Raw genomic sequence first — 22,173 nt, forward strand, 5'->3', positions numbered from 1 at the left:
ATCCCATGCCATTCACCACCTCCGCCCTGTCGCGCGCTGCGGCAGGGCTCGCCCTTGGCTTGTCGCTGGCCAGCCACGCCCTGGCCGAGACGCCCTTGCAACATCTGGCGGCCACGGTCGCGGAAATCGAGGACCGGTTCGACGCGCGCGTCGGCCTTGTCCTGACGAATAGCGGAACGGGAGAGTCATGGGCCCATCGCGCCGATGAACGCTTTCTGATGACCAGCACCGCAAAGGTCCCGCTCTGTGGGGCTGTGCTCGCGCGGGTCGACGAAGGCGCGCTTTCCCTGAGCGAAGCGTTGCCCGTCACGGATGCAGACATCCTGTCCTATGCGCCGGTGACGGAAACACGCGTCGGTGACAGCATGACCATCGCCGATCTGTGCCTTGCCGCCATCGACATGAGCGACAACACCGCCGCTAATCTGCTGATCGACCGTCTGGGAGGACCGCAAGCCGTTACGCAGTTCCTGCGCGACAGCGGCGATCCGGTCAGCCGTCTGGACCGGCGCGAGCCGGAGCTGAATACCTTTGCGCCCGGCGATGAACGCGATACCTCGACCCCTGCCGCCATGGCGGACACGCTGCGCAACCTGCTGCTGGGCGATGTGCTGACCCCGGCGTCCCGCGAGCAGCTGGCGGACTGGATGGCCCGGGGCGGCGTGACGGGCGCATTCTTGCGCCGGGATGCGCCGGGGGACTGGATCATTCACGACAAGTCCGGCGGCGGCGACCAGACTCGGAGCATTGTGGCGCTCATCACACCGGCCGACGGCGCTCCCTGGGTCGCGACAATCTTCCTTTCGGATGCAGACGTGGACTTTGCCACCCGCAATGCGGCCCTGCAGGAACTCAGCGCCGCCGTCATCGCGGTGATCCGGGGCTAGGTCAAACCGGAGATCCCGGCAAAGACACGCCTGTCCCGGCCCCATGAGCCCGAATGTGTCACCCCCTCCGCAAGACGCCGGCGGAGGGGGCTTTCGCAAGCCGATATCCGCCGGGCGTCAGATGCGCCGATCACAAAGGCGCGCCGGCCCAGTGCCCCGTATCGAGAAAGGTCTCGATCATGTCGCGCCACGGGTCAATGTCCAGCCCGTTCGCGCGCAGCCAGCCTGTATCGTAATACGTATGGGCGTAGCGATCGCCGGAATCGCAGATCAGCGTGACAAGGGAACCGCCACGCCCCTCTCGGAGCATCGAGGCCGCGATCCAGAGAAGCCCAAAGAAATTCGTGCCTGTCGACCCGCCGACCCGCCGAAACAGCCTTTCAGAGAGCACATGCGCCGCTGCAATCGAGGCCGCATCGGGAACGCGGATCATGTGATCGATGACCCCCGGAATGAAAGAGGGTTCCACCCGCGGCCGGCCAATGCCCTCTATGCGGCTGCCCGAGGCGGTGACGCCGGGGTCGTTCCGGTGCCAGGCATCGTAGAAGGCCGAATTTTCCACGTCGACGACGCAAAGCCGGGTGGCAAGGTTGCGATAACGGATATAGCGGCCGATCGTGGCGCTTGTGCCGCCGGTTCCCGCGCTCATGACCACCCATTCGGGGACGGGCGCAGGCTCTCCCTCCATCTGGCCAAAGATGCTCTCGGCGATATTGTTGTTGCCGCGCCAGTCGGTTGCACGTTCGGCATTGGTGAACTGATCCAGATAGCATCCATCCGCATCGCGCGCGATCCGCTCAGCCGTTGCATAGACTTCGTCCGCCCGGTCGACGAAATGGCACCGGCCTCCGAACCTTTCGATCGCCGCGATCTTTGCGGGGCTTGTCGACCGGGGCATCACCGCGATGAAAGGAAGGTCCAGGAGGTTGGCGAAATAGGCCTCGGATACTGCGGTCGAGCCTGAAGAAGCCTCAACCAACGTCGTGCCCTGACGGATCCGCCCGTTACAGATGCCATAGAGAAACAGGGACCGCGCCAGCCGGTGCTTGAGACTCGCCGTCGGATGTGTGCTTTCGTCCTTGAGGTAGACCTTGATCTCACGCAGCCCGCGGAACACGGGATTGACCAGATGCGTGTCCGCAGACCGGCGGCCATCCCCTTGCAAAAGCGCGATCGCGCGTCGCGCCCAGTCACGGTTCGGGCTTTCGGGCAAGGCGTCAAGATCGGGGCATCGGCAGGTCATCGCATCTCCGGCAGGTATCGGCAGGTCCAGCGGCTGGACCGCGCGGGGACAGTGTCGTCGGCCAGCGTCACACCACCCGGAGCGACCCGGGCGACGCTGGGACCTTCGCCCTTGTAAACAGGTCGGGCGCCGTTCGCCATCGCTGGATCGCCGCAACCGACAAGGCCGGCCCGAAGCGTCCGCGCCGACCGCGCAAGCGCTGGTAATCCGACGGCGGCTGCGCCGGAAGTCGGGCCGTCACCATAGCGGAATCGCCAAGTCCGGCGCCGCGGCTCGGGCATGCGCTGCGGGGCGATCTGGGCATTTCGCTGCGCACGAACCTAGGCCGAGGCGCAGATCGAGGCCGCGCCTGATGCAGGCTTATGCGGTGGGGCGCTGACGACGTGCTCGATTGCCGCATGTGACGAAGACACCGGCCATCTCGGCGTGGCCGCCTGAGCGCCGGTTCCTTTTCGGCGCGCCTGCATGGAACCGGCGCCACCGGCGAGGGCTTGTCCCGCAGGATGAGGGGCCCCGGATGAACGGCCCTTCGGCTATTCGGAGGGGGTGATCCCATGGCGCCGCGCAGCTTCTGGAAAGGTTATCTCAAGCTCTCGCTCGTGACCTGCGCGGTGACGATGTCGCCCGCGACCAGCGAGGCCGAAAAGGTCCGGTTCCGCACGCTTAACGCAAAGACCGGCAACCGCGTCGTCAGCCGCTATGTGGACAGCGTCAGCGGCAAGCCGGTCAAGGATGACGATCAGGTCAAGGGGTATCCTCGTGGCGAGGACGATTTCGTCCTGCTGGAGGATGACGACCTGGACGACGTCGCGCTGGAGAGCACGCGCACCATCGACATCGACATGTTCGTGCCCGCCGACAGCATCGGCTGGATCTGGTATGACAAGCCCCATTACCTCGCCCCCGCCGACAAGGTTGGGCAGGAGGCGTTCTCGGTCATCCGGGAGGCGATGGCCGCGACCGGCACGGTGGGGATCGCGCGGCTTGTGCTCTATCGTCGGGAACGGGCCGTGATGCTCAAGCCGCGTGGAAATGGCATCGTTGTCTGGACCCTCCATTACGGCGATGAGGTGCGGGACAAGGACGATTATTTCGGCGACCTTGCCCCCGACAAGCCGCAGCCCGCGTTGATGAAGCTCGTCAAGCGGCTGATCGAGGAACGCAAGACGCCATGGGCGCCCGAAATGGCAAGCGATCCGGTGCAGGAACGTCTGCTGGAGATCATCGCCGCCAAGAAGAAGGGTCGCAAGCGGCCTGCCCGGTCCAAGGCGAAACCGGCGGAACAGCCGGACAATGTCGTCAACATCATGGATGCGCTGAAACGCAGCCTTCAGGCGGAAAAGAAGGGCAAGTGAACCCGATCTGCCTGTGTCGGCGGGATGTTCGGCCGCCAGCGGTCGTTCATCCCGCGTCTGCCGCTTGCGGTGTCGGAAGCTGCGCTTGGCCCGCTGGATGAACAAGGCGCGCCGTGGCGTTCCAACGGCAGGCTGAGCCACGGCCTGACGCTAGCCCTTGCGCCCCTTTTTCTGGCTGCGAAGGGGCTTTGCGGATTTGAAGAACCCCTCCCACGGGTCGTGGCTCAGGGCGTCAAGACGCGCGGGCAGGGTCGCGACGGAAAAATGATCGGGCGTCAGTTCCGGCAGTTCGTCCCAGCCCACGGGGACAGAGACCGGCGCACCGGGCCGCGCGCGCGACGAATAGGCGGCGACCGCGGTGGCACCGCGCTGGTTGCGCAGATAATCGATCAGGATCTTGCCCTTGCGCCGGGCCTTGGCGATGGTCGAGACATAGCGGTCGGGCGTGTCGCGCGCCATCGCATCCGCGATCCCCTTGCAGAAGGCCTTGACCTCCGGCCATGTGGCATGGGGTTTGAGAGGGGCCGTCACATGCACCCCCTTGCCACCCGAAATCTTGACGAAGCTTTCCAGCCCCGCATCGGCCAGCCGCTGACGCACCTCTGCCGCGCCCTCGACGACCGCGCCCCAGCCCACGCCGTCGCCGGGGTCGAGATCCATGACGATCATGTCCGGGCGCTCCCAGTCCTCGGCGCTCGACCCCCAGGGGTGGATTTCCAGCGCCGCCGCCTGAACCAGCCCGATGAGCCCGTCCAGGTCGCTGATGCTGATCAGGCTGTCGCCCGGGCTTTTGGGGTCGCTGAGCGTGGCGATGTTCCGGTTCATCCCCTTCCAGGCGTGTTTCTGAAAGAACCGCTGCCCCGTGATCCCCGATGGGCAGCGCAGAAGCGCGAGCGGACGGTTCACGACCAGCGGTCCCATCCGCCGCCAGACCTGCGCATAGTAGTCGGCCAGCCCCTCTTTGGTCACGCCGGCGTCCGGCCAGTAGACCCGGTCGGGATGGGTCAGCGTGACATTGGGCCGGGGTATGCCGCGTCCCGCGGCGGGGGGCCGGGATATGCCGCCTTTCGCGGAAGGGGGGCGGGGCGTGCCGCGTTTCGTGGCGGGTGTGCTTTCGCGGACCACCTCGGCAGCGGGCTTGTCCTCTCGCAGTCCACGGAACGCGGCGTGGCGCAGGTGGCCATCGGCGGTCCAGGCGCGAAACTCGACCTCGGCCACCAGATCGGGGCGGACATAGCGGACCTGCCGCGCCTGCGCCGTGGTCAGGGCGGGCGAAAAGGGGCTTTCGTCGGTCCGGATATCTTCCAGCCGGCGATAGAGGTCCGTCGCGACGCTGGCGCTGAAGCCGGTGCCGACGCGGCCCACCGGGTGCAAGCCGGCCTTTTCGTTCAGGCCAAGCACAAGCGAGCCAATCGCCTGGTCGGACGTGGTCGAGGGCACATAGCCCCCGATCACGAATTCCTGCCGGGCCGAGCATTTCGACTTGACCCAGGCCTTGCCGCGCCCGCTGCGATAGGGGCTGTCGCGCAGCTTGGACACGATCCCCTCAAGGCTCAGCCGACAGGCATGGCGCAGAACCATCGCCCCGCTTTCCTCGAAATGGCTGCTGTAGCGCAGGGTTTTCCCCGTCTCGGCCAGCAGGGATTCCAGGACCGCCTTCCGGTCCTCCAGCGGGACGGCGCGCAGGCTTTTTCCGTCCAGATGCAGGATGTCGAAGGCATAGAACACGAAACGGTCGTGGCGCCCCTCGCTCAGATCCGCCTGCAATGCGGAAAAGTCCGACGCCCCCGCGCCGGTTTCCACCACCACTTCGCCATCAAGGATCGCCGCGCCGGCAGGCAGGGCCGCAAGATCGGCGATCAGCGCCGGGCCGAAACGGTCCGTCCAGTCAAGCCCGCTGCGGGTCAGAAGCGTCGCGCGCCCGTCCGTCACCCGCGCCTGAAGGCGATAGCCGTCGAACTTGATCTCATGCAGCCAGCGGTCCCCCTTGGGCGCCGAGGGCACAAGCGTCGCGAGCATGGGGGCGACGAAATCGGGCATCCGCTCCTTGCGACTGCCCTTGGGCGGGGCGGGTGCGGCGGCGCTTTCGTCACCGGCTGACGTTTCGGCCTCCGCTTCAGGTTCGGCCCTGGTCGTCGCGCCCGGCGGGTCGTCGATCCCGCGCCCCGACAGAACCGATTGTGGCGCCTCGGTCAGGATGTCGGGCGCGTCTGCGGGCCGCGCGGCCTCATCCTCGGCCTTGATCAGCAGCCAGTTTTCCCGCGTCTCGCCCGTCTTGCCCTGCATCCGCACGAGATGCCAGCGCCCCGAAAGCTTTTCGCCCGCAAGCTCGAATTCCAGATGCCCCTTGGCGTAGCCCCGGGCAGCATCGCCCAGGGGTGACCAACTGCCCCGATCCCAGACGATCACCTTGCCCGCGCCATATTCGCCCTTGGGGATTTCGCCCTCGAAGTCGCCATAGTCGAGCGGGTGATCCTCTACATGCACGGCGAGACGCTTTTCACCCGCGACAAGGCTCGGGCCCCGCGTCACGGCCCAGCTTTTGAAGACGCCGTCCAGTTCCAGCCGCAGGTCGTAATGCAGCCGCCGCGCGGCGTGTTTCTGGATGACGAAACGGTCCCCGCGCTTGCGGGACTTGCGGCCCTTGGGTTCCGGGGTCGCCTTGAAGTTCCGTTTGGCGCGATAGCTGTCCAGCGCCATCGCCTAGCCCGCCTTGCGCCGGGTGCCGGACCCAGCCGTCTTGCCCTTCGGCGCGGTCTTGCCGCCCGACTTTGCAGACTTCTTTGCGGGCGGCTTCTTTTCGGCGGCCCCCGCGCTTGCGCGCAGCGCCTCCATCAGGTCCACCACCTTTTCGCGCGGGGCGGCGGGGCGGCGGGCGGGCTTGCGCCCTTCGGCCTTGGCGCGGACCAGTTCGGCCAGCGCGGCCTCATACCGGTCCTCGAACGATTCCGGCTCAAAGCTGCCGGTCTTGGTTTCGATGATGTGGCGCGCGAGGTCCAGCATTTCCCCCTTGATCTTCGTCTCGGGAATATCGCGGAAGGCGGCATCGGCCGACCGGACCTCATAGTCGAAGTTCAGCAGCGTCGCGATCAACCCGGTTTCATGCGCCCGGATCAGCACGGTCCGCATCCGCCGGAAAAGCACCGTGCGCGCGATGGCGGCGACATTAGTGGCGCGCATTCCCTCGCGGATCAGGGCAAAGGCTTTGTGGTCGGATTTGCCCACTGGTGCAAGGTAATAGGGCTTGTCGAAATAGACGCTGTCGATTTCCCCGCAGGGAAGAAACGCCTCGACCGAGAGCATCTTGTCACTGTCCGGAACGGCGGCCGCGATCTCTTCGGGGTCAAGCAGGATGCAGTCGCCATCGGTCTCATAGCCCTTGACCTGGTCGTCGCGCGGCACGGGCTTGCCGGTATCGGCATCGACGAATTCGCGCCGGACCCTGTGGCCGGTGGCGCGGTTGACGGTGTGAAAGGCGATCCGGTCCGAGGTCGAGACGGCGGTATAAAGCCCGACCGAACAGGCGACCTCTCCGATCCTCAATGTACCTTTCCAGTTCGCGCGGGGGGCCATGGGCAGCTTTCGTCGCGGGATGTTTGCCCGATCAGAACCCGGCGACCGGGGCGGCGGTTCCCTGCGAAGGCCGTGCGTCGGGCGCGCCGCCTTAGTCCCGCGCATCCTTCCCGATGCGGCCCAGATGCGTATGTCCAAAGCCGTCAGGGTATTTCAGGCCATAGCCGAGCGCCCGGTCAATCCCGATATGCGCCGCCCAGATCAGGCCGAGGCCAAGCGCCGCCGGGACCGGGCCGATCACCCCAAGCCCGATCAATGCCAGTGGCAATGCGTGCGAATGCGCCAGGTTGTAGACAACCGCACCGGTCCGCGGCCCGCCCAGATAGCCAAGCATCGAGAGATCCGGCGCGAGGATCAGCACGGCAAAGACCCACCAGCCAGAGACGGCGCCGGTTTCAAGCACCGCATAGAGGGCCGTCGCCACCGCAAGGGTGATGGCCCCTTCGGCCCGCAAAAGCGCCCTTGGGAAGCCCGTCACATCGCCGCTCATCCTGCACCCCCGACCATCCCCCGGCACCCGGTCACGGACCGAGCCTAGGGGCGCGGCGGGTTGCCTTCAACCCTCGTTCCAGAGCAGGCGGTGTGGCGGCTCGTCTTCCTCGATCGCGGCAAAGCGGCCGATCTGGTCGAGGAAATAGTTGTCGGTCAGGTCGTCGTTGCACTGGCTGACCTCGGCGACAAAGACATCGCCCGCGCCCGGCTCGCCCCAGAAACTGTGCTGCATCCCGCGGGGGATGGTGATGCTTTGCCCCGGCGTCAGGCGGACGGGCAGGCCGAACGGGTCGGCGACCGGGCGCCCGTCGACCAGCACAGGTCCGGTGTCGAAACTGCCCTGCGGCGTGAAGGAAACCATCAGGTTGCCGCCGCCCCGGACGATGATGTCCTCGACCTTGACCTTGTGGGCGTGGAAGGGCGTGACCTGCCCCTCGGCCACGAACAAAAGCTTTTCGGCATAGGGCAGGGTGGCCGGATCGCCCTGACGCCCGTTCCGCACGCAGAACAGAACAAGGCCCTTTTCCCCGAAGTTCCCCAGCCCGAAATCGGTGACATCCCAGCCCAGTTGCCGGTCGCGCAGCCAGGCCGCAAGCTCTGGCTCGGCCTTGTGATCCTCGGGCGCCCAGGCGGCCCAATCGGGCAGGCGCCAGTGATGTTGGTCCAGCATCGCCTCGGCCCGGCGGATGGCGGCGTTGATCTCGGATCGTTTCATCGGGGTTCCTTTGCGGTTTCAGTGGCCTAGCCGGAACTGCCGCAACCGGGGCAGAACCGCGCCAAGATCAAGCGAGCGACCTGAGCCGAAGCCGTGATAGAGGCCCTCGAACAGGGCGAAAAGGTCGTCATAGGCGGGGCGCGCGGCGGGGTCGGGATTATAGACGCGGGTCGGCGGGCAAAGGCGGGCCTGCGCGGCGGCGACATCGGCAAAATGCCCTGCGGCGACGGCAGCAAAGATGCAGGCCCCCACGCCCACGGGCGAACGGTCGGGGACGTGCACCGGCACGCCCAGCACATCGGCATAGACCCGGTTCAGCACGGGGTTCTTCTGCGGGATGCCGCCGGCGTTTATGATGCGGGCAAAGGGCGCGCCGCCGCCCATCCGGCCCAGGATCAGGCGCACATGCATCGCCATGCCCTCGATCGCGGCATGCAGTTCGTCGGCGGCCGTATGCGCGAGGTCCCAGCCGAGCGTCACCCCGCCCAGATCGGGCCGCACAAGGACGGTCCGATCGCCATTGTCCCAGACCAGCCGCAAAAGCCCGGTGCCCCCCGGCCCTATATCGCCGATCTGTGCGGCAAGCATGGCGACATCGCTGCCGGCGCGGCGGGCGATGGCCTCGAATATGTCGCCGGTCGCGGACTGGCCTGCCTCGACGCCCATCGCGCCGGGCAGGACGCTGCCGGGGACCGCGCCGCAGATGCCCGCAACCGGGGCCGTGTCGGGGGCCGCCGCCGCGATGATGCAGGTCGACGTGCCGACGACGTTAACGACCTCGCCGGGGCGGATGCCGGCGCCCACGGCGTCCCAATGCGCGTCGAACCCGCCAAAGGGCATCGGGATGCCCGCCCGCAGCCCCAGCCGCGCCGCCCATTCCGGAGAGATCCGCCCCGCCACCTGATCCGAGGTGCCGAAGCGCCCGCCGAGCCGCGCATTGATGCCGCCCAGCAGCGGGTCGACCGAGCTCAGGAAATCCTGCGGCGGCAGCCCGCCCCAGCGGGGCGACCACATCCATTTGTGGCCCATGGCGCAGATGCTGCGGGGCAGGTCGCCCGGATCGGTGATCCCGCAGAGCGTCGCGACCACCATGTCGCAATGTTCCATCGCCGTGCCGAGCCGGTCGCGGGCGCCCGGGTTGTGACGCAGGAAATGCAGCAGCTTTGCATAGCCCCATTCATGGCTATAGGTGCCGCCGCACCAGTCCAGCGCCTCCAGCCCCCGGTCGCGGGCGGCGGCAGTGATCTCGGCGGCCTCGGCATGGGCGCGGTGATCGCACCAGAGGTAATAGTCGTCGAGCGGCTGCATCCCGGCATCGAGCATCACCACGCTCGACCCGGTCGTGTCGGCGGCAAAGGCCGCGATGGCCTGCCCGTCGATCCCGGCGGTGGCGATCGCCTCTTGCATGGCAAGAGTGAGGGCCTCCATATGGTCCGCATGGGCCTGCTGGCCCAGCAACGGGTCCGCCGCGCTGCGTTTGAGCGGATAGGGCGCGGTGGCGGTCGCCAGAACCTCGCCTGTCGCGCTGTCCATGATCGTCACCCGCACGCTGAGCGTGCCGAAATCCGCCCCCGCGACCAGTTGTGGTGCCGTCCCGGTCATGCCGGCTGCCCATAGGTCGCGTCGGCGCCGTGCTTGCGCAGGAAATGCCGGTCAAGAAGCGGCGCGGGGATCGGCGGCAGATCGGGGCGCAGCATCAGCGCGTGCCAGGCCATCCGCGCGACCTCTTCGAGGATCAGCGCGTTCAGCGCCGCCTGATCGGGGGTGCGGCCCCAGACAAAGGGTCCGTGGCCCGCGACCAGAACGGCCGGCACCTCGAGCGGGTCACGATCGGCAAAGGTCTCGATAATCACCGCACCGGTGGCCGCGACATAATCGCCCGCGATCTCTTCGGGCGTCAGGGGGCGGGTCACGGGGATCTCGCCGCGGAAATAATCGGCATGGGTCGTGCCGAGGCAGGGGATCGGCGCCATCGCCTGCGCCATGATCGTGGCAAAGGTGGAATGGGTGTGGATCACCGCGCCGATGCCCGGAAAGGCGCGGTAAAGCGCCAGATGCGTGCCAAGGTCGGACGAGGGCCGCAGCCGGTTGTCGAGGACCTGACCCTCAAGATCCGTCACCACCATCGCATCGGCCGTCATGCCGTCATAGGGCACGCCGCTCGGTTTGATCACGACGCGGCCCTGATCGCGGTCGATGCCGCTTGCATTGCCGAAGGTGGCGATCACCAGCCCGTGCTGAACGGTGGCGAGATTGGCCTGCAGCACGGCCTCTTTCAGGTGGCTGAGCGATGGGGCGGACATGCGGCGCGTCTCGGCTTTGCAGGGTTGCGGTCAAACGGGTTGCGCCCGGCCCCCCGATGTGGGGGCCGGGCCGGGGGATCAGCGCACGGCCGTCCAGCCCTGATAGGTATCGAGGTTCTCGGCCGTGATCAGCTGCGGTTCCAGCAGCACGGTGTCTTCCTCGGGGGTGTTGCCCTGGAAGAACTCATAGGCCATTTCCAGCGCCTGACCCGCCATCACATAGGGGTCCTGCGAGGCCGACGCCTTGATGAGCGCGTTCGGATCGCGCAGCGCCTCTTCGATATCCGGGGCGCCGTCGACGCCGGTGATGATGAATTCCGACCGGCCGAGCTGACGCGCCGCAAGCTGCGCGCCGATCGCGGTCGGGTCGTTGATCGCAAACACCGCGTCGATGTTGTCGTAACGGGTCAGAAGGCCCTGCATCACGTTCAGCCCGCCATCGCGCGACCCCTGGCCGTTCTGGTCGGCCGAGAGGACATTGATGCCCTCGTTCGCGGAAAACACCTCCTGGCAGCCGTTCACGCGGTCGCGGATCGACGAGGATTGCGGGCCGTTGATGATGACCACATCGCCCGTGCCGCCCAGATGATCGACGATGTACTGGCAGGCCTTGCGGCCGGCATCGACGTTGTCGGTCATCACGGTGACATCGGCGCCGGGGGCCGACACGTCAAAGGCTGCGACGACGACGCCCGCTGCCTTGGCACGGGCCACGGCGGGGGCGATTGCCTCGGCATCGACGGCGTTCAGCATGATGATGTCCATGCCGGCCGCGATGAAGCTGTCGATCTGCGACGACTGGCGGTTCAGGTCATAATCGGCAGAGACCGAAGTGACCTCCACGTTCGGGTTGATCTCGCGGGCGCGGTCCTCGATCCCCGCGATGGTCGCGACGAAGAACGGGTTGCCCAGAAGGCCGACCGAGATGCCGATCCGTTGCAGTTCCTGGGCGCTGGCGCTGCCCGCCAGAACCATCACGGCGGCGGCTGTCGTCATAAGTCTTGAAGTCGATCGCATGGTATCCTCCCGATGATGCGATGGTGGAAAGGGTCGGTTCAGGTCCGGGCGCCCCCCTGAAGGCGCAGCCGGTCAAGCGAGACGGCGACGATGATCACCAGCCCCTTGATGATGAATTGCCAGATGTCGGACACCCCGCTGAGGATCAGCCCGTTCGACAGGACCGCGATGATCAGCGCACCGATCAGCGTGCCCCAGATCGAGCCGACACCGCCGACAAAGCTGGTGCCGCCAAGGATCACGGCGGCGATCGCGTCAAGCTCATAGGCCTGGCCCAGCTGCAGCCCGTTCGCCGCATAAAGCCGCGAGGCCGACATGACGCCCCCCAGCCCGGCCAGAAGCCCCGAGACGCCATAGACGAACAGCAGCACCAGCCAGACCTTGATGCCGGTCAGGCGCGCGGCCTCCTGATTGCCGCCGACAGCGTAGATCCAGGTACCAAGGACGGTGCGGCGCAGCACGAACCAGGAAGCGACGATCACCGCGAGCGCAATGATCGCAAGCCATGGCACCCCAAAGAGCGTCGCATTGCCCATCGCCGCAAAAGGCAGGCTGGCGTTGAAGACGGTCGTGTCATTGCCCATCAGCCGCGCGATCCCCCGCACCGCGGTCAGCGAGCCGAGCGTGACGATGAAGGGCGGCAATCGCACAAAGGCGATCAGGCAGCCGTTCACGACCCCGAACAGGAGCCCCATCGCCAGCCCCGCCGGGATCGCCATCACCCCCCATTCGGGCGAGAGCGACACGATCAGCGCCGCCATTGCCGAGGCCGCCAGGATCGAGCCGACCGAAAGGTCGATGCCCCCGGTCAGGATCACATAGGTCATCCCCGCCGCCAGCACGATGTTGATCGAGGCCTGCTGCATCACGATCGACAGGTTGTTCGCCGACAGGAACCGGCCGCTGATCATCTCGAAGGCGATGGCAAGCAGGATCAGCACCGGCAACATGCCAAGCGCGCGGATCAGTGTCCGCATTCTTGCCCGCTGCCCCGGTTCGGGTTGCAGCGCGGGATTGCTCGCCGGGGGCGTCTGGGGGGGTTGGTCGGTCATCTCGGCTCCTCCTCGGCGGGGGTCATTTGCGGCGCCTCCGGGGCGGCGCCGGTCGAAAGGGTCATGATCGCCTCCTGGGTGACGGGCTGGCCGGGGGCCGGGGAGACCTCGCCCGCGATCATGCCGTCGCGCATCACCAGCACCCGGTCGGCGACGCCGATGATCTCGGGCAGTTCGCTCGATATCATCACGACCGCCATGCCGCGCTGCGCGAGCCCGTCGATCAGGCGATAGATCTCGGACTTGGCGCCCACATCGACCCCGCGCGTCGGCTCATCGAGCAGGATCACCTTCGGGTCGAGTTCCAGAAGCCGCGCCAGCAGAACCTTTTGCTGGTTGCCGCCCGACAACGCCCCGACCGTCAGCCGGGGCGACGGCGCCTTGACGGCCAGCGCCTTCATGGCCTCTTTCGCCCGCTGCGCGGCCTTGCGAAAGTTGATCAGCCGCCCGGGCAGGGCGTCGCGTTCCATCACGCAGAGGTTCACGTTTTCCGAGATGGTCATGTCGAGGAAAAGGCCCAGCCCCTTGCGGTCCTCGGTCAGGTAGACGATCCCTGCCGCCAGCGCCTCGCGCGGGGTGCGGGGCGTCACGTCCTGCCCCATCAGGATCACGCGGCCCGTCGCCGCCGGATCGGCGCCATAGATCAGCCGGGCGAGTTCGGTGCGGCCCGAGCCCACAAGCCCCGCGATCCCCAGAACCTCGCCCGCGCGCAGCTCGAACGAACAGTCGCGCACGAGGCGACCATCGCCCATCCCCTCGACCCGCAGCACGACCTCGCCGGCACCGGCGGGCTTGTGGTCCTTCTTGTAGAAGGTGCTCAGATCGCGGCCCACCATCATCGACACGAGGCGCGAGGCGGAAAGCTCGTCCCGGTCCAGCGTGCCGACATAGGACCCGTCACGCAGCACGGAACAGCGGTCCGACAGGCGATAGATTTCCTCCATCCGGTGGCTGATATAGACGATGGCGATGCCCTGCGCCTTGAGATCGGCGATCACCCCGAACAGTTTTTCCGTCTCTCGGCTGGAAAGCGAGGTGGTGGGTTCGTCCATCACGATGATACGCGCCTCGGCCCCCAGCGCGCGGGCGATTTCCACCAGTTGCCGTTCGCCCATCGACAGCGACGCGACGGGGGTGCCGGGGCCGAAATTGACGCCCAGCCGGTCGAGGATGGGGCGCGTCTCGGCGGCCATGCGACGGCGGCTGACGATGCCCGCGCGGGACTTTTCCGCGCCAAGAAAGAGGTTTTCCGCCACCGTCAGGTTCGGGGCCAGCGACAGTTCCTGATAGATCACCGCGATGCCCGCCGCCTTGGCGGCCTTGGGGTCGCCCGTGGCAAGGGGCGCGCCCGCCACCAGAACCTCGCCCCCCGGATCGGGGGTATAGGCGCCCGACAGGATCTTCATCAGCGTCGATTTGCCCGCGCCGTTCTCGCCCATCAGCGCATGGACCTCTCCGGCCCGGAGCGTGAGCGACACGTCGCGCAGCGCGCGGATCGGGCCGAAAGTTTTGGAGATGCCGCGCATCTCCAGCATCATGGGCGCGTCGTCGTCGGCGGCGGTGGGGGCGGGATGGGGCGCTGGTGCTGTCATGCGGCGGCCTCTGCCCGGTCGGCGATGATATAGTCCACGCCCTGATCCTCCAGCATCCGGGCATCGGTATCCGTGAGCCCGTCATCGGTGATAAGCCGGCTGACCCGGCCCAGCGGCAATGCGACCGTGGGCGGGCGTTCGGCGAATTTGCGGCTGTCCACCAGCACGACCACCTCATTCGCGAGGCCGACCATGTCGTTGATGAAGCGCACCAGCAGCGGATGGGATTCCAGCAAGCCCCGCGAACTGACCCCCAGCGCGCCGACAAAGAACTGCGACCCGTAAAAGCTGTCGGGGGCGCGCTGCGGATCATAAAGCACGCCGGGTTCGCGGTGCAGGTCGCCCCCGCCGACGGTCAGCTGGCAGGTGCCATGTTCCGAAAGATAGGCGGCAAGCGGCATCGAATTGGTAAAGACCCGCAGGTTCCGGTTCGCGATATGCGCGCCGAAATGAAAGCAGGTCGACCCCGCATGGATGATGATCAGGCTGCCGTCGCGCACGATCCGCCCTGCAGTGCGGGCGATGGCGCGCTTGGCCTCGACCGCGATGTCGCGGTTGACGATGAAAGGCAGGGCGACCGGGCGGCGGGCCGCGCCCTCCAGCGCCGCGATCCCCCCATGGACCTTTTGTGCAAGGCCCGCCCCGTCGAGCTTTTCGATATCGCGCCGGACCGTGGCTGCCGAAACCCCCACCGCCGCCGTCAGGTCATGGACCGAGGCGAAGGGCTTCTCCTCCAGTATCCGCAGAATCGCCTGATGGCGCTGACGGTCGCTCATCGAAAATCTCCTCCACTGACGAAGGTGATTGGATTCGATCATGTTTGCAAGGAAAATCGCGCGCTGGCCCTGAATTTTGATCGGAAGTCGTCATGTGTGGTCATGCATATCCGTCCGCCGAAAGGCGCTGATCCGCGAAATTCCGGAAAAACTCAGACGATGCCGAGCGCCACCAGCCCCAGCGCCATGAAGAGAAGCGCGCCGCTCTGGGCGGCGATCACGGCAAAGCGGCGCGATCCGGCGGACAGCATCCCGCCCAGCGACGTCCTGGTGCCAAGGGCCGCGATCGCCACCAACAGAAGGAACCGCGCCCCGTCGCTTGCCGCCGTCAGGACGGGTTCGGGGATCGGCAGCAGGTTGCGCAGGATCATCAGCACAAGGAACGCGCCGACGAACCACGGCAACCCCGCCCGCTGGCCCCCTTCTTCGCCCGGCGATCCGCGCTGCCAGAGCGCGATGGCGACCAGCACCAGCGGCAGCATGGCGACGCGCAAAAGCTTGGTGAAGGTCGCGATGTCGCCCGCGCTCTCGCCCAGCGAATAGCCGGCGCCGACCACCTGCGCGACGTCATGGATGGTCGCGCCGATCAGATAGCCGCTCTGGACCTCGCTCAGTCCCAGCGTGCTGAAGATCACGGGATAGGCGACCATCGCGACGGTCGAAAAACTCGTGACGGCGACCACGGTCAGCAGCACATCCTCTTCCCGGACGCGGCGGGCGAGGACGGCGGCGATGGCCAGCGCGGCCGAGGCGCCGCAGATCGCGACGGCGCCCGCGCTCAGCAGTCCGAAGGCCGTGGGATATCCCATGGCGCGCGCCAGCGCCGCGCCGCCAAGGATCGTCGTGACCAGCAGCGCCACCACCCCCAGGACCGGCAGCGCCCCCAGGGTCGAGACATCCTCGAAGGTCAGGCGCAGCCCCAGCAGGGCGACCCCGACCCGCAGCAGCGTGCCGGAACTGAAGGCGATGCCCGGCGCCATGGCGGGTTGCGCGGCGAGAAAGTTGAAGGCCATCCCGATCAGCAGCGCATAAAGCATCGCGGGCGCGCCGTAATGCTCGGCCAGAAAGCTGGCGGCAAGGGCGATGGTCAGGGCGACGATCACGCCGCCGCGCAGGGGGGCGATACGGGCGGGGATGTGCTGGATCATCGCGGGCCTCCTGCCGGGGGGCGGTCGAAATGGACCGGTGAATTGAAAGGGGGGGCCGTCTGGCCCCCCGCAGCTCAATGCCTTGTGTCGATCACATGCGCCTTTGGCGCAAGCACCTGCCGCAACACGATCGGCGCGATCAGCACCAGACCGGCAGCCGTGGCGTAAAGATCGGGCGCCACCAGCAGCATCGCCGCCAGCGCCAGCACCGCCCGTTCCAGCGCGTAAAGCGGCCCGAAGAGCCAGTCCGCAAAGGCCGCCGACAAGGCCCAGATGCCCAGCATCGCCCCGCCCGTCGCAAGGGCAAAGCTGGTCCAGGTGAACCCGTCCACCACCAGCAGGAGCGAGGGCGAGAAGACGAAGACGAAGGGCACCAGCACCTTGCCCATCGACAGCCGGAACGCGGTGTTCCCCGCCTTGAACGCATTGCCGTTCGCGATCCCTGCCGCGGCATAGGCCGCAAGCGCGACCGGCGGCGTCACATCCGCCAGAACCCCGTAGTAAAAGACGAAGAAATGCGCGACCAGCGGCTCGACCCCCAGCATCCCGAGGATCGGCGCAGCGACCGCCACCATGATGAGGTAATTCGCCGTGGTGGGAATGCCGCAGCCCATCAGGATGCAGACCACCGCCGTCATCACCAGTGTGAAGAGCAGCGTCAGCGTCGGCAGGCTGAAGAGCTCGAACGGCAGGAAGGTCAGCGCGGCATGCACGCTCTGGGCCCAGCCCGAGGCGACCGAGGTGACCATGAAGGCGATCTTGAAGCCCACGCCGGTCAGCGTGACGACCCCGATGATGACGCCCACCAGCGCCGCTGCCGCCGTTACGGCCAGCGAATAGCGTGCGCCGATCACGAACCCGTCCCAGATGTCGCGCGCGCTTTTGGGGATCGCCTGCGCCGGGCCGTGGCGCCAGCCGTTCTGCACGATCAGCACCAGCAGACAGGCGGAAATCCCCCAGAAGGCCGCCGCATAGGGGGTGCGCCCCGACAGAAGGATGATGACCAGCAGCACGAGCGGCAGCGTCGTCATCCATCCTTCGCGGAAGACGCGCCAGGCATCGGGCAGTTCGGCCTTGGTCAGGCCGCGCAGGCCACGGCGGCGGGCCTCCAGATGGACCTGCAGCAGGACGCCGAAGAAATGCATGAAGGCCGGGACCAGCGCTGCCGTCAGGATCGTGGTCAGCGGCACGCCCAGATATTCGATCATCAGGAAGGCGACCGCGCCCATCACCGGCGGCGTGATCTGTCCTCCGGTCGACGCCGCGGCCTCGACCGCCGCCGCGAAATGGCGCGGATAGCCGATGCGGATCATCGCCGGAATGGTCATCGCCCCGGTCGTGACCGTGTTCGCGATGGACGAGCCCGAGATCGAGCCGAGCATCGCCGAGGACAGCACCGACACCTTGGCCGGCCCGCCCGCGAACCGCCCCGCCAGCGCCGAGGCGAGGTCGATGAAAAGCTGCCCCAGCCCGATCCGCGTCGCCAGCACGCCAAAGAGGACGAAATGGAACACATAGGTCGAGATGACCATCAGCGCGGTGCCATAGATCCCCTGGCTGGTGAGGTAGAGGTGGTTGACGATCCCGCGCCAGTCGGTGCCCGGATGGACCAGGATGCCCGGCATGCTCTGCCCGAAATAGGCATAGGCCATGAAAAGCATCGCGATGACCGGCAGCGGCCAGCCCATCGCGCGGCGCGTGGCCTCCAGCAATACCACGATCAGGATCGTGCCCATGATGACGTCGATGGGCAGCGGGTTGCCGACCCTGAAGGCGAGATCGTTGAAGACCATCGGCACGTAAAGCGCGGCCGCGGCACCCGCGATCCCCAGCGCCCAGTCGGTCAGCGGCAGGCCCAGAAGGCGCGGTACCGGCAGCGGCGAGGGCCGGGAAAACGCCCCGAAGGACAGAAAGATCAGCGCGAGCGTGAAGGCCAGATGCACCCCCATATGGTTCGTCGCCCGCGGAATCCCGAAGCCCGAAGTGTAGTAGTGATAACAGGCCAGCGCGAACAGCAGCCCGCCCGCAAGCCAGGACAGGACCGGCGGCAGCGGACGGAACCGTGCCTCGGGGTCGAATTCTTCCTCGATCCGCTTCAGCTCGGCCTTGCTCATCTGGCGGGGGGCATTGGGATCGGCGGCGTCCGGTGTGGCGGGATGGGGGCGAGGGTCCATAGGGGCTCCGTCACTGGCAGGTGATAAGGGCGGGATCGAAAGCAAACGGGGGCCGGTTGCCCGACCCCCCTATGCGTGGCGCGATACAGCGCGATCAGTCCGCGAGCAAGCCCGCTTCGCGATAGAAGCGCTCGGCGCCCGGATGCAGCGGGATGCCGACGCCGTCGAGCGCGGTTTCCGCGGTGATCATCCGGCCCTTGGCATGGCCGCTGTCGAGCAGCGCGCGGGTGTTGTCGTTCCACAGCGCCTTGGTGATCTCGTAGATCTGTTCCTCGGGCAGGTTCGCGTTCGTCACCCATTGCGCCCCGACCGAGAGCGTCGTCACGTCGGCATCGACGCCGTCATAGGTGCCGGCCGGAACGGTGTCCTCGGCAAAGAACGGATAGTCGGCGACGATCTGGTCTGCCGCCTCGCCGGTGATCGGAACCAGCGTGATCGCGTGCTGGCTGGACAGTTCCGCAATCGCGCCGGCGGGGAAGCCGCCCACGAAGAAGAACGCGTCCATCGCGCCGTCACGCATCCGGTCGGCGGCCTGGTTGGGCTTCAGGAACTCGGCCTGAATGTCGCTCTCGCTGATGCCGTAGGCCTCAAGGATGATGCGCGCATCGACCAGCGTGCCCGAACCCGGCTCATCGAGCGAGACCCGCTTGCCGCGCAGATCCTCGACCGAGGTGATGCCCGAGGCGGCCGAGGCCACCAGATGGATCGATTCCGGATAGAGGTTCGCGATGGCGCGCAGGTCCGCAACCGCGTCGCGGCCTTCCCAGATGCCGGTGCCGGTCTGTGCCCAGGTGGCGACGTCAGATTGTACAAAGCCGGATTCCAGCGTGCCGCCCGCGATGGCGTTCACGTTGGCGACCGATCCGTTGGAGGCGATGGCCGTCGCGACGACGCCCGGGGCGCCGCAGGAACCGCCATCCTCGCAGGCGCGCGAGCCGGGCGGGTTCGAGATGGCGTTGGCGATCAGCCCGCCCACCGGGTAATAGGTGCCGGCGGTGCCGCCGGTGCCGATGCGGAAAAAGCTCATCTCTTGTGCGGTGCCGGCGGTGGCGAAACCGGCGACCATCGCGGCGCCAAGAGCCGCGCCCTTGATGAGGCGGGTGAGAACGGCCATGAGAAACTCCCTTGGTATGCTGTTTGTGGCGTCGGAACGCTGCCTCTTCTGTGGGCGGAAAATAGCCATAGCGCAAGGGGCATCCTGTGATGTGCAACCGTTGGGCGAGACGCGGGCGCACGCCGGATGCCCATGGATTGAGCAGATACCCGCGGCCCGCGCCCCTGCCATCGTGAGGGTGCCGCGGCCTGCGCCGGCCCATATGCACAGACCCCGGCAGATCACGGCCAGCCGCGCAGGATATGCATGCAATGCATCATCCCATGGACAAGCGCGGCTTTCCCTCGGGCGTCCGCTCGGCTATGGATCGGCGAGCCGCCGCCCCCTGGGGCCGCCACAGGAGGATCATATGTCGTCGCACGCACCCGCATCGCAATCGCCCGCATCGCACAAGGGTCAGGCCTTTGTCTGGGAAGACCCCTTTCTGCTGCGCGACCAGCTGAGCGAGGAGGAGCGGATGATCTCGGAGGCCGCCGCGGCCTTCGCCTCGGACCGGCTGCTGCCGCGGGTGAACGACGCCTATCTGGACGAACAGACCGACCCCGCGATCTTTGCCGAGATGGGGCAGGCGGGCCTTCTGGGCATCACGGTGCCCGAGGAATGGGGCGGCCCCGGCGCATCCTACGTGTCCTACGGCCTTGTTGCGCGCGAGGTGGAGCGGATCGACAGCGGCTATCGCTCGATGATGTCGGTCCAGAGCTCGCTCGTGATCTATCCGATCCAGGCCTATGGCTCGGACGCGCAGCGGCGCAAATACCTGCCGAAACTCATCAGCGGCGAGTGGATCGGCTGTTTCGGGCTGACCGAACCCGATGCCGGTTCCGACCCCGGCGGCATGAAGACCCGCGCCATCCCGACCGAGGGCGGCTATCGGCTGGTGGGGTCCAAGATGTGGATCTCGAACAGCCCCATCGCCGATGTCTTTGTCGTGTGGGCCAAGTCCGAGGCGCATGGCGGCAAGGTGCGCGGCTTTGTCCTTGAAAAGGGGATGAAGGGGCTTTCGGCGCCCAAGATCGGTGGCAAGCTTTCGCTCCGGGCCTCGATCACCGGCGAGATCGTGATGGACAACGTCGAGGTGGGCGAAGACGCGCTCCTGCCCGGGGTCGAGGGGATGGGCGGGCCGTTCGGCTGCCTCAACCGCGCGCGCTACGGCATTTCCTGGGGCGTGATGGGCGCGGCCGAGGATTGCTGGTTCCGCGCGCACAGCTACGGCATGGACCGCAAGCAGTTCAACCGCCCGCTGGCCGCGACGCAGCTTTACCAGAAGAAACTGGCCGACATGCAGACCGAGATCGCGCTGGGGCTTCAGGCCAGCCTGCGGGTGGGCCGCCTGATGGATGAGGGTCGCTTTGCCCCCGAGATGATCTCGATCGTCAAGCGCAACAACTGCGGCAAGGCGCTGGATATCGCCCGGATGGCGCGCGACATGCATGGCGGCAACGGCATCCAGATCGAGTATCACGTGATGCGCCACGCCCAGAACCTAGAGACGGTGAACACCTATGAGGGCACCCATGACGTGCACGCGCTGATCCTCGGCCGCGCGCAGACCGGTCTTCAGGCCTTCGGCTGACCAATGTCCGCACCGCTCAAGGGGCTGCGCGTCGTCGAACTGGCGCGGATACTCGCCGGGCCATGGATCGGGCAGACGCTGGCCGATCTGGGCGCCGAGGTCATCAAGGTCGAGGCGCCCGAGGGCGACGACACCCGCCGCTGGGGCCCGCCCTTCATCGAACGCGCGCGCCCCGATGGCACCACGGAAACCGTCGCTGCCTATTTCCACGCGGCCAACCGGGGCAAGACCTCGGTCACCTGCGATTTCAGCGATCCGGCGGATCTGGCCCGGCTGCGGCGGCTGATCGCCGATGCGGATGTGGTGGTCGAGAATTTCAAGGTGGGCGGGCTGCGGCGCTTCGGGCTGGATTACGAGACGCTCGCCGTCGACAATCCGCGCCTTGTCTATGCCTCGGTGACGGGCTTCGGGCAGGACGGCCCGCGCGCCACGCAGCCGGGCTATGACTTCCTGATCCAGGGCATGTGCGGCATCATGGACCTGACCGGTGATCCGGGGGCTGAGCCGCAGAAGGTCGGGGTCGCCTGGATCGACATCTTTACCGGGCTTTATGGCGTGATCGGCATTCAGGCGGCACTGGCGGAACGCGAACGCTCGGGCCTCGGGCAGCATCTGGACCTGTCGCTCCTTGATACGGGCGTCGCGGTGCTCGCCAATCAGGCGACGAACTTCCTGCTGGGCGGCATGGTGCCGCGCCGCCTGGGCAATGCGCATCCGAACATCGTGCCCTATCAGGTCTTTCCGGCCTCTGACGGGCATCTGATCATCGCTTGCGGCAACGACCGGCAATTCGCGGCGCTTTGCCGGGTACTCGGGCTGGGTGATCTGGCCGCCGATCCGGATTTCGCGACGAACGGGGTGCGGGTGGCGAACCGCGACCGGCTGTGCCCGTTGATCGCCGCGGCGACGGCGGCGCGGCCCCGGGCGGACCTGATCGCCGCGCTGGAAGGGGCGGGCGTGCCCGGCGGCCCGATCAACAGCGTGGCCGAGGCGCTGGCCGAGCCGCAGATCACCGCGCGCGGCCTCTGCATCGCGCCGGAGGGGATCGCCGGCCTGCGCGCGCCCCTGCGCTTTTCGCGCAGCGACCTTGCCACGGACCGCGCCGCCCCGGCCCTCGGCGCCGGCGACTGGCGTTTTTCGAATTCTTGACGGACGGGCG

General features: G+C 67.2%; 18 protein-coding genes. 4 read left to right on the forward strand and 14 right to left on the reverse strand.

Annotated features, from left to right (window positions below; genetic code table 11):
* Positions 1-5 precede the first annotated feature (5 nt).
* Positions 6-887, forward strand: coding sequence for a class A beta-lactamase (gene bla, locus ACFSGJ_RS00870; protein WP_390258663.1), 882 nt, complete (start codon positions 6-8; stop codon positions 885-887).
* 130 nt (positions 888-1,017) lie between these two features.
* On the opposite strand, the gene ACFSGJ_RS00875 is transcribed toward bla, so the two are convergent.
* Positions 1,018-2,130, reverse strand: a complete 1,113-nt coding sequence (locus ACFSGJ_RS00875; protein ID WP_390258664.1) for a PLP-dependent cysteine synthase family protein — start codon at positions 2,128-2,130, stop codon at positions 1,018-1,020.
* 554 nt (positions 2,131-2,684) lie between these two features.
* Here ACFSGJ_RS00875 and ku (ACFSGJ_RS00880) point away from each other — a divergent pair.
* On the forward strand, positions 2,685-3,485 hold the full coding sequence (ku, locus tag ACFSGJ_RS00880) for a non-homologous end joining protein Ku (protein ID WP_390258666.1): 801 nt from the start codon (positions 2,685-2,687) through the stop codon (positions 3,483-3,485).
* 150 nt (positions 3,486-3,635) lie between these two features.
* Here the strand turns inward: ku (ACFSGJ_RS00880) and ligD are convergent, their stop codons facing one another.
* From ligD to ACFSGJ_RS00945, 13 genes are all read right to left on the reverse strand, one after another.
* Positions 3,636-6,185 (reverse strand): DNA ligase D, encoded by a 2,550-nt coding sequence (ligD, locus tag ACFSGJ_RS00885; RefSeq protein WP_390258668.1) that lies wholly within the window; start codon positions 6,183-6,185, stop codon positions 3,636-3,638.
* A gap of 3 nt (positions 6,186-6,188) precedes the next feature.
* A complete protein-coding gene (gene ku / locus ACFSGJ_RS00890; RefSeq protein ID WP_390258670.1) occupies positions 6,189-7,058 on the reverse strand; it encodes a non-homologous end joining protein Ku in 870 nt (289 codons plus the stop codon).
* 91 nt (positions 7,059-7,149) lie between these two features.
* Positions 7,150-7,548 carry a DUF4260 domain-containing protein gene (locus ACFSGJ_RS00895; protein WP_390258672.1) on the reverse strand — a complete coding sequence of 133 codons (399 nt, stop codon included), beginning with the start codon at positions 7,546-7,548 and terminating at the stop codon, positions 7,150-7,152.
* A 66-nt stretch (positions 7,549-7,614) separates the two neighbouring features.
* The gene (locus ACFSGJ_RS00900; protein WP_390258675.1) at positions 7,615-8,265 is read right to left on the reverse strand and encodes a D-lyxose/D-mannose family sugar isomerase; all 651 of its coding nucleotides are present in this window, start codon (positions 8,263-8,265) and stop codon (positions 7,615-7,617) included.
* A gap of 18 nt (positions 8,266-8,283) precedes the next feature.
* Complete coding sequence (locus tag ACFSGJ_RS00905; protein WP_390258677.1) at positions 8,284-9,867, reverse strand: ribulokinase; 1,584 nt, start codon at positions 9,865-9,867, stop codon at positions 8,284-8,286.
* Positions 9,864-10,568, reverse strand: coding sequence for an L-ribulose-5-phosphate 4-epimerase AraD (gene araD / locus ACFSGJ_RS00910; RefSeq protein ID WP_390258679.1), 705 nt, complete (start codon positions 10,566-10,568; stop codon positions 9,864-9,866). Before araD ends, ACFSGJ_RS00905 begins: the two co-directional genes overlap by 4 nt.
* 78 nt (positions 10,569-10,646) lie before the next feature.
* On the reverse strand, positions 10,647-11,585 hold the full coding sequence (locus ACFSGJ_RS00915; RefSeq protein WP_390258681.1) for an ABC transporter substrate-binding protein: 939 nt from the start codon (positions 11,583-11,585) through the stop codon (positions 10,647-10,649).
* A gap of 38 nt (positions 11,586-11,623) precedes the next feature.
* Positions 11,624-12,637 (reverse strand): ABC transporter permease subunit, encoded by a 1,014-nt coding sequence (locus ACFSGJ_RS00920; RefSeq protein WP_390258683.1) that lies wholly within the window; start codon positions 12,635-12,637, stop codon positions 11,624-11,626.
* Positions 12,634-14,229, reverse strand: a complete 1,596-nt coding sequence (locus tag ACFSGJ_RS00925; protein ID WP_390258685.1) for a sugar ABC transporter ATP-binding protein — start codon at positions 14,227-14,229, stop codon at positions 12,634-12,636. The genes ACFSGJ_RS00920 and ACFSGJ_RS00925 overlap by 4 nt, the downstream gene beginning before the upstream one ends.
* On the reverse strand, positions 14,226-15,005 hold the full coding sequence (locus tag ACFSGJ_RS00930; RefSeq protein WP_390258687.1) for a DeoR/GlpR family DNA-binding transcription regulator: 780 nt from the start codon (positions 15,003-15,005) through the stop codon (positions 14,226-14,228). The genes ACFSGJ_RS00925 and ACFSGJ_RS00930 overlap by 4 nt, the downstream gene beginning before the upstream one ends.
* A gap of 152 nt (positions 15,006-15,157) precedes the next feature.
* Positions 15,158-16,153, reverse strand: coding sequence for a YeiH family protein (locus tag ACFSGJ_RS00935; protein ID WP_390258689.1), 996 nt, complete (start codon positions 16,151-16,153; stop codon positions 15,158-15,160).
* Between the two features lie 74 nt (positions 16,154-16,227).
* The gene (locus ACFSGJ_RS00940; protein WP_390258947.1) at positions 16,228-18,267 is read right to left on the reverse strand and encodes a TRAP transporter permease; all 2,040 of its coding nucleotides are present in this window, start codon (positions 18,265-18,267) and stop codon (positions 16,228-16,230) included.
* A gap of 154 nt (positions 18,268-18,421) precedes the next feature.
* Entirely contained in the window at positions 18,422-19,441 is a 1,020-nt protein-coding gene (locus ACFSGJ_RS00945; RefSeq protein WP_390258691.1) for a TAXI family TRAP transporter solute-binding subunit, read from the reverse strand.
* 349 nt (positions 19,442-19,790) lie between these two features.
* Between ACFSGJ_RS00945 and ACFSGJ_RS00950 the strand changes: the two genes are divergently transcribed.
* Both ACFSGJ_RS00950 and ACFSGJ_RS00955 read left to right on the forward strand, forming a co-directional pair.
* The gene (locus ACFSGJ_RS00950) at positions 19,791-21,014 is read left to right on the forward strand and encodes an acyl-CoA dehydrogenase (protein ID WP_390258692.1); all 1,224 of its coding nucleotides are present in this window, start codon (positions 19,791-19,793) and stop codon (positions 21,012-21,014) included.
* 3 nt (positions 21,015-21,017) lie between these two features.
* Positions 21,018-22,163 (forward strand): CaiB/BaiF CoA transferase family protein, encoded by a 1,146-nt coding sequence (locus tag ACFSGJ_RS00955; protein WP_390258694.1) that lies wholly within the window; start codon positions 21,018-21,020, stop codon positions 22,161-22,163.
* Positions 22,164-22,173: the final 10 nt, after the last annotated feature.

The sequence above is a fragment of the Halodurantibacterium flavum genome, from assembly GCF_042681825.1.
Lineage (GTDB): Bacteria > Pseudomonadota > Alphaproteobacteria > Rhodobacterales > Rhodobacteraceae > Halodurantibacterium > Halodurantibacterium flavum.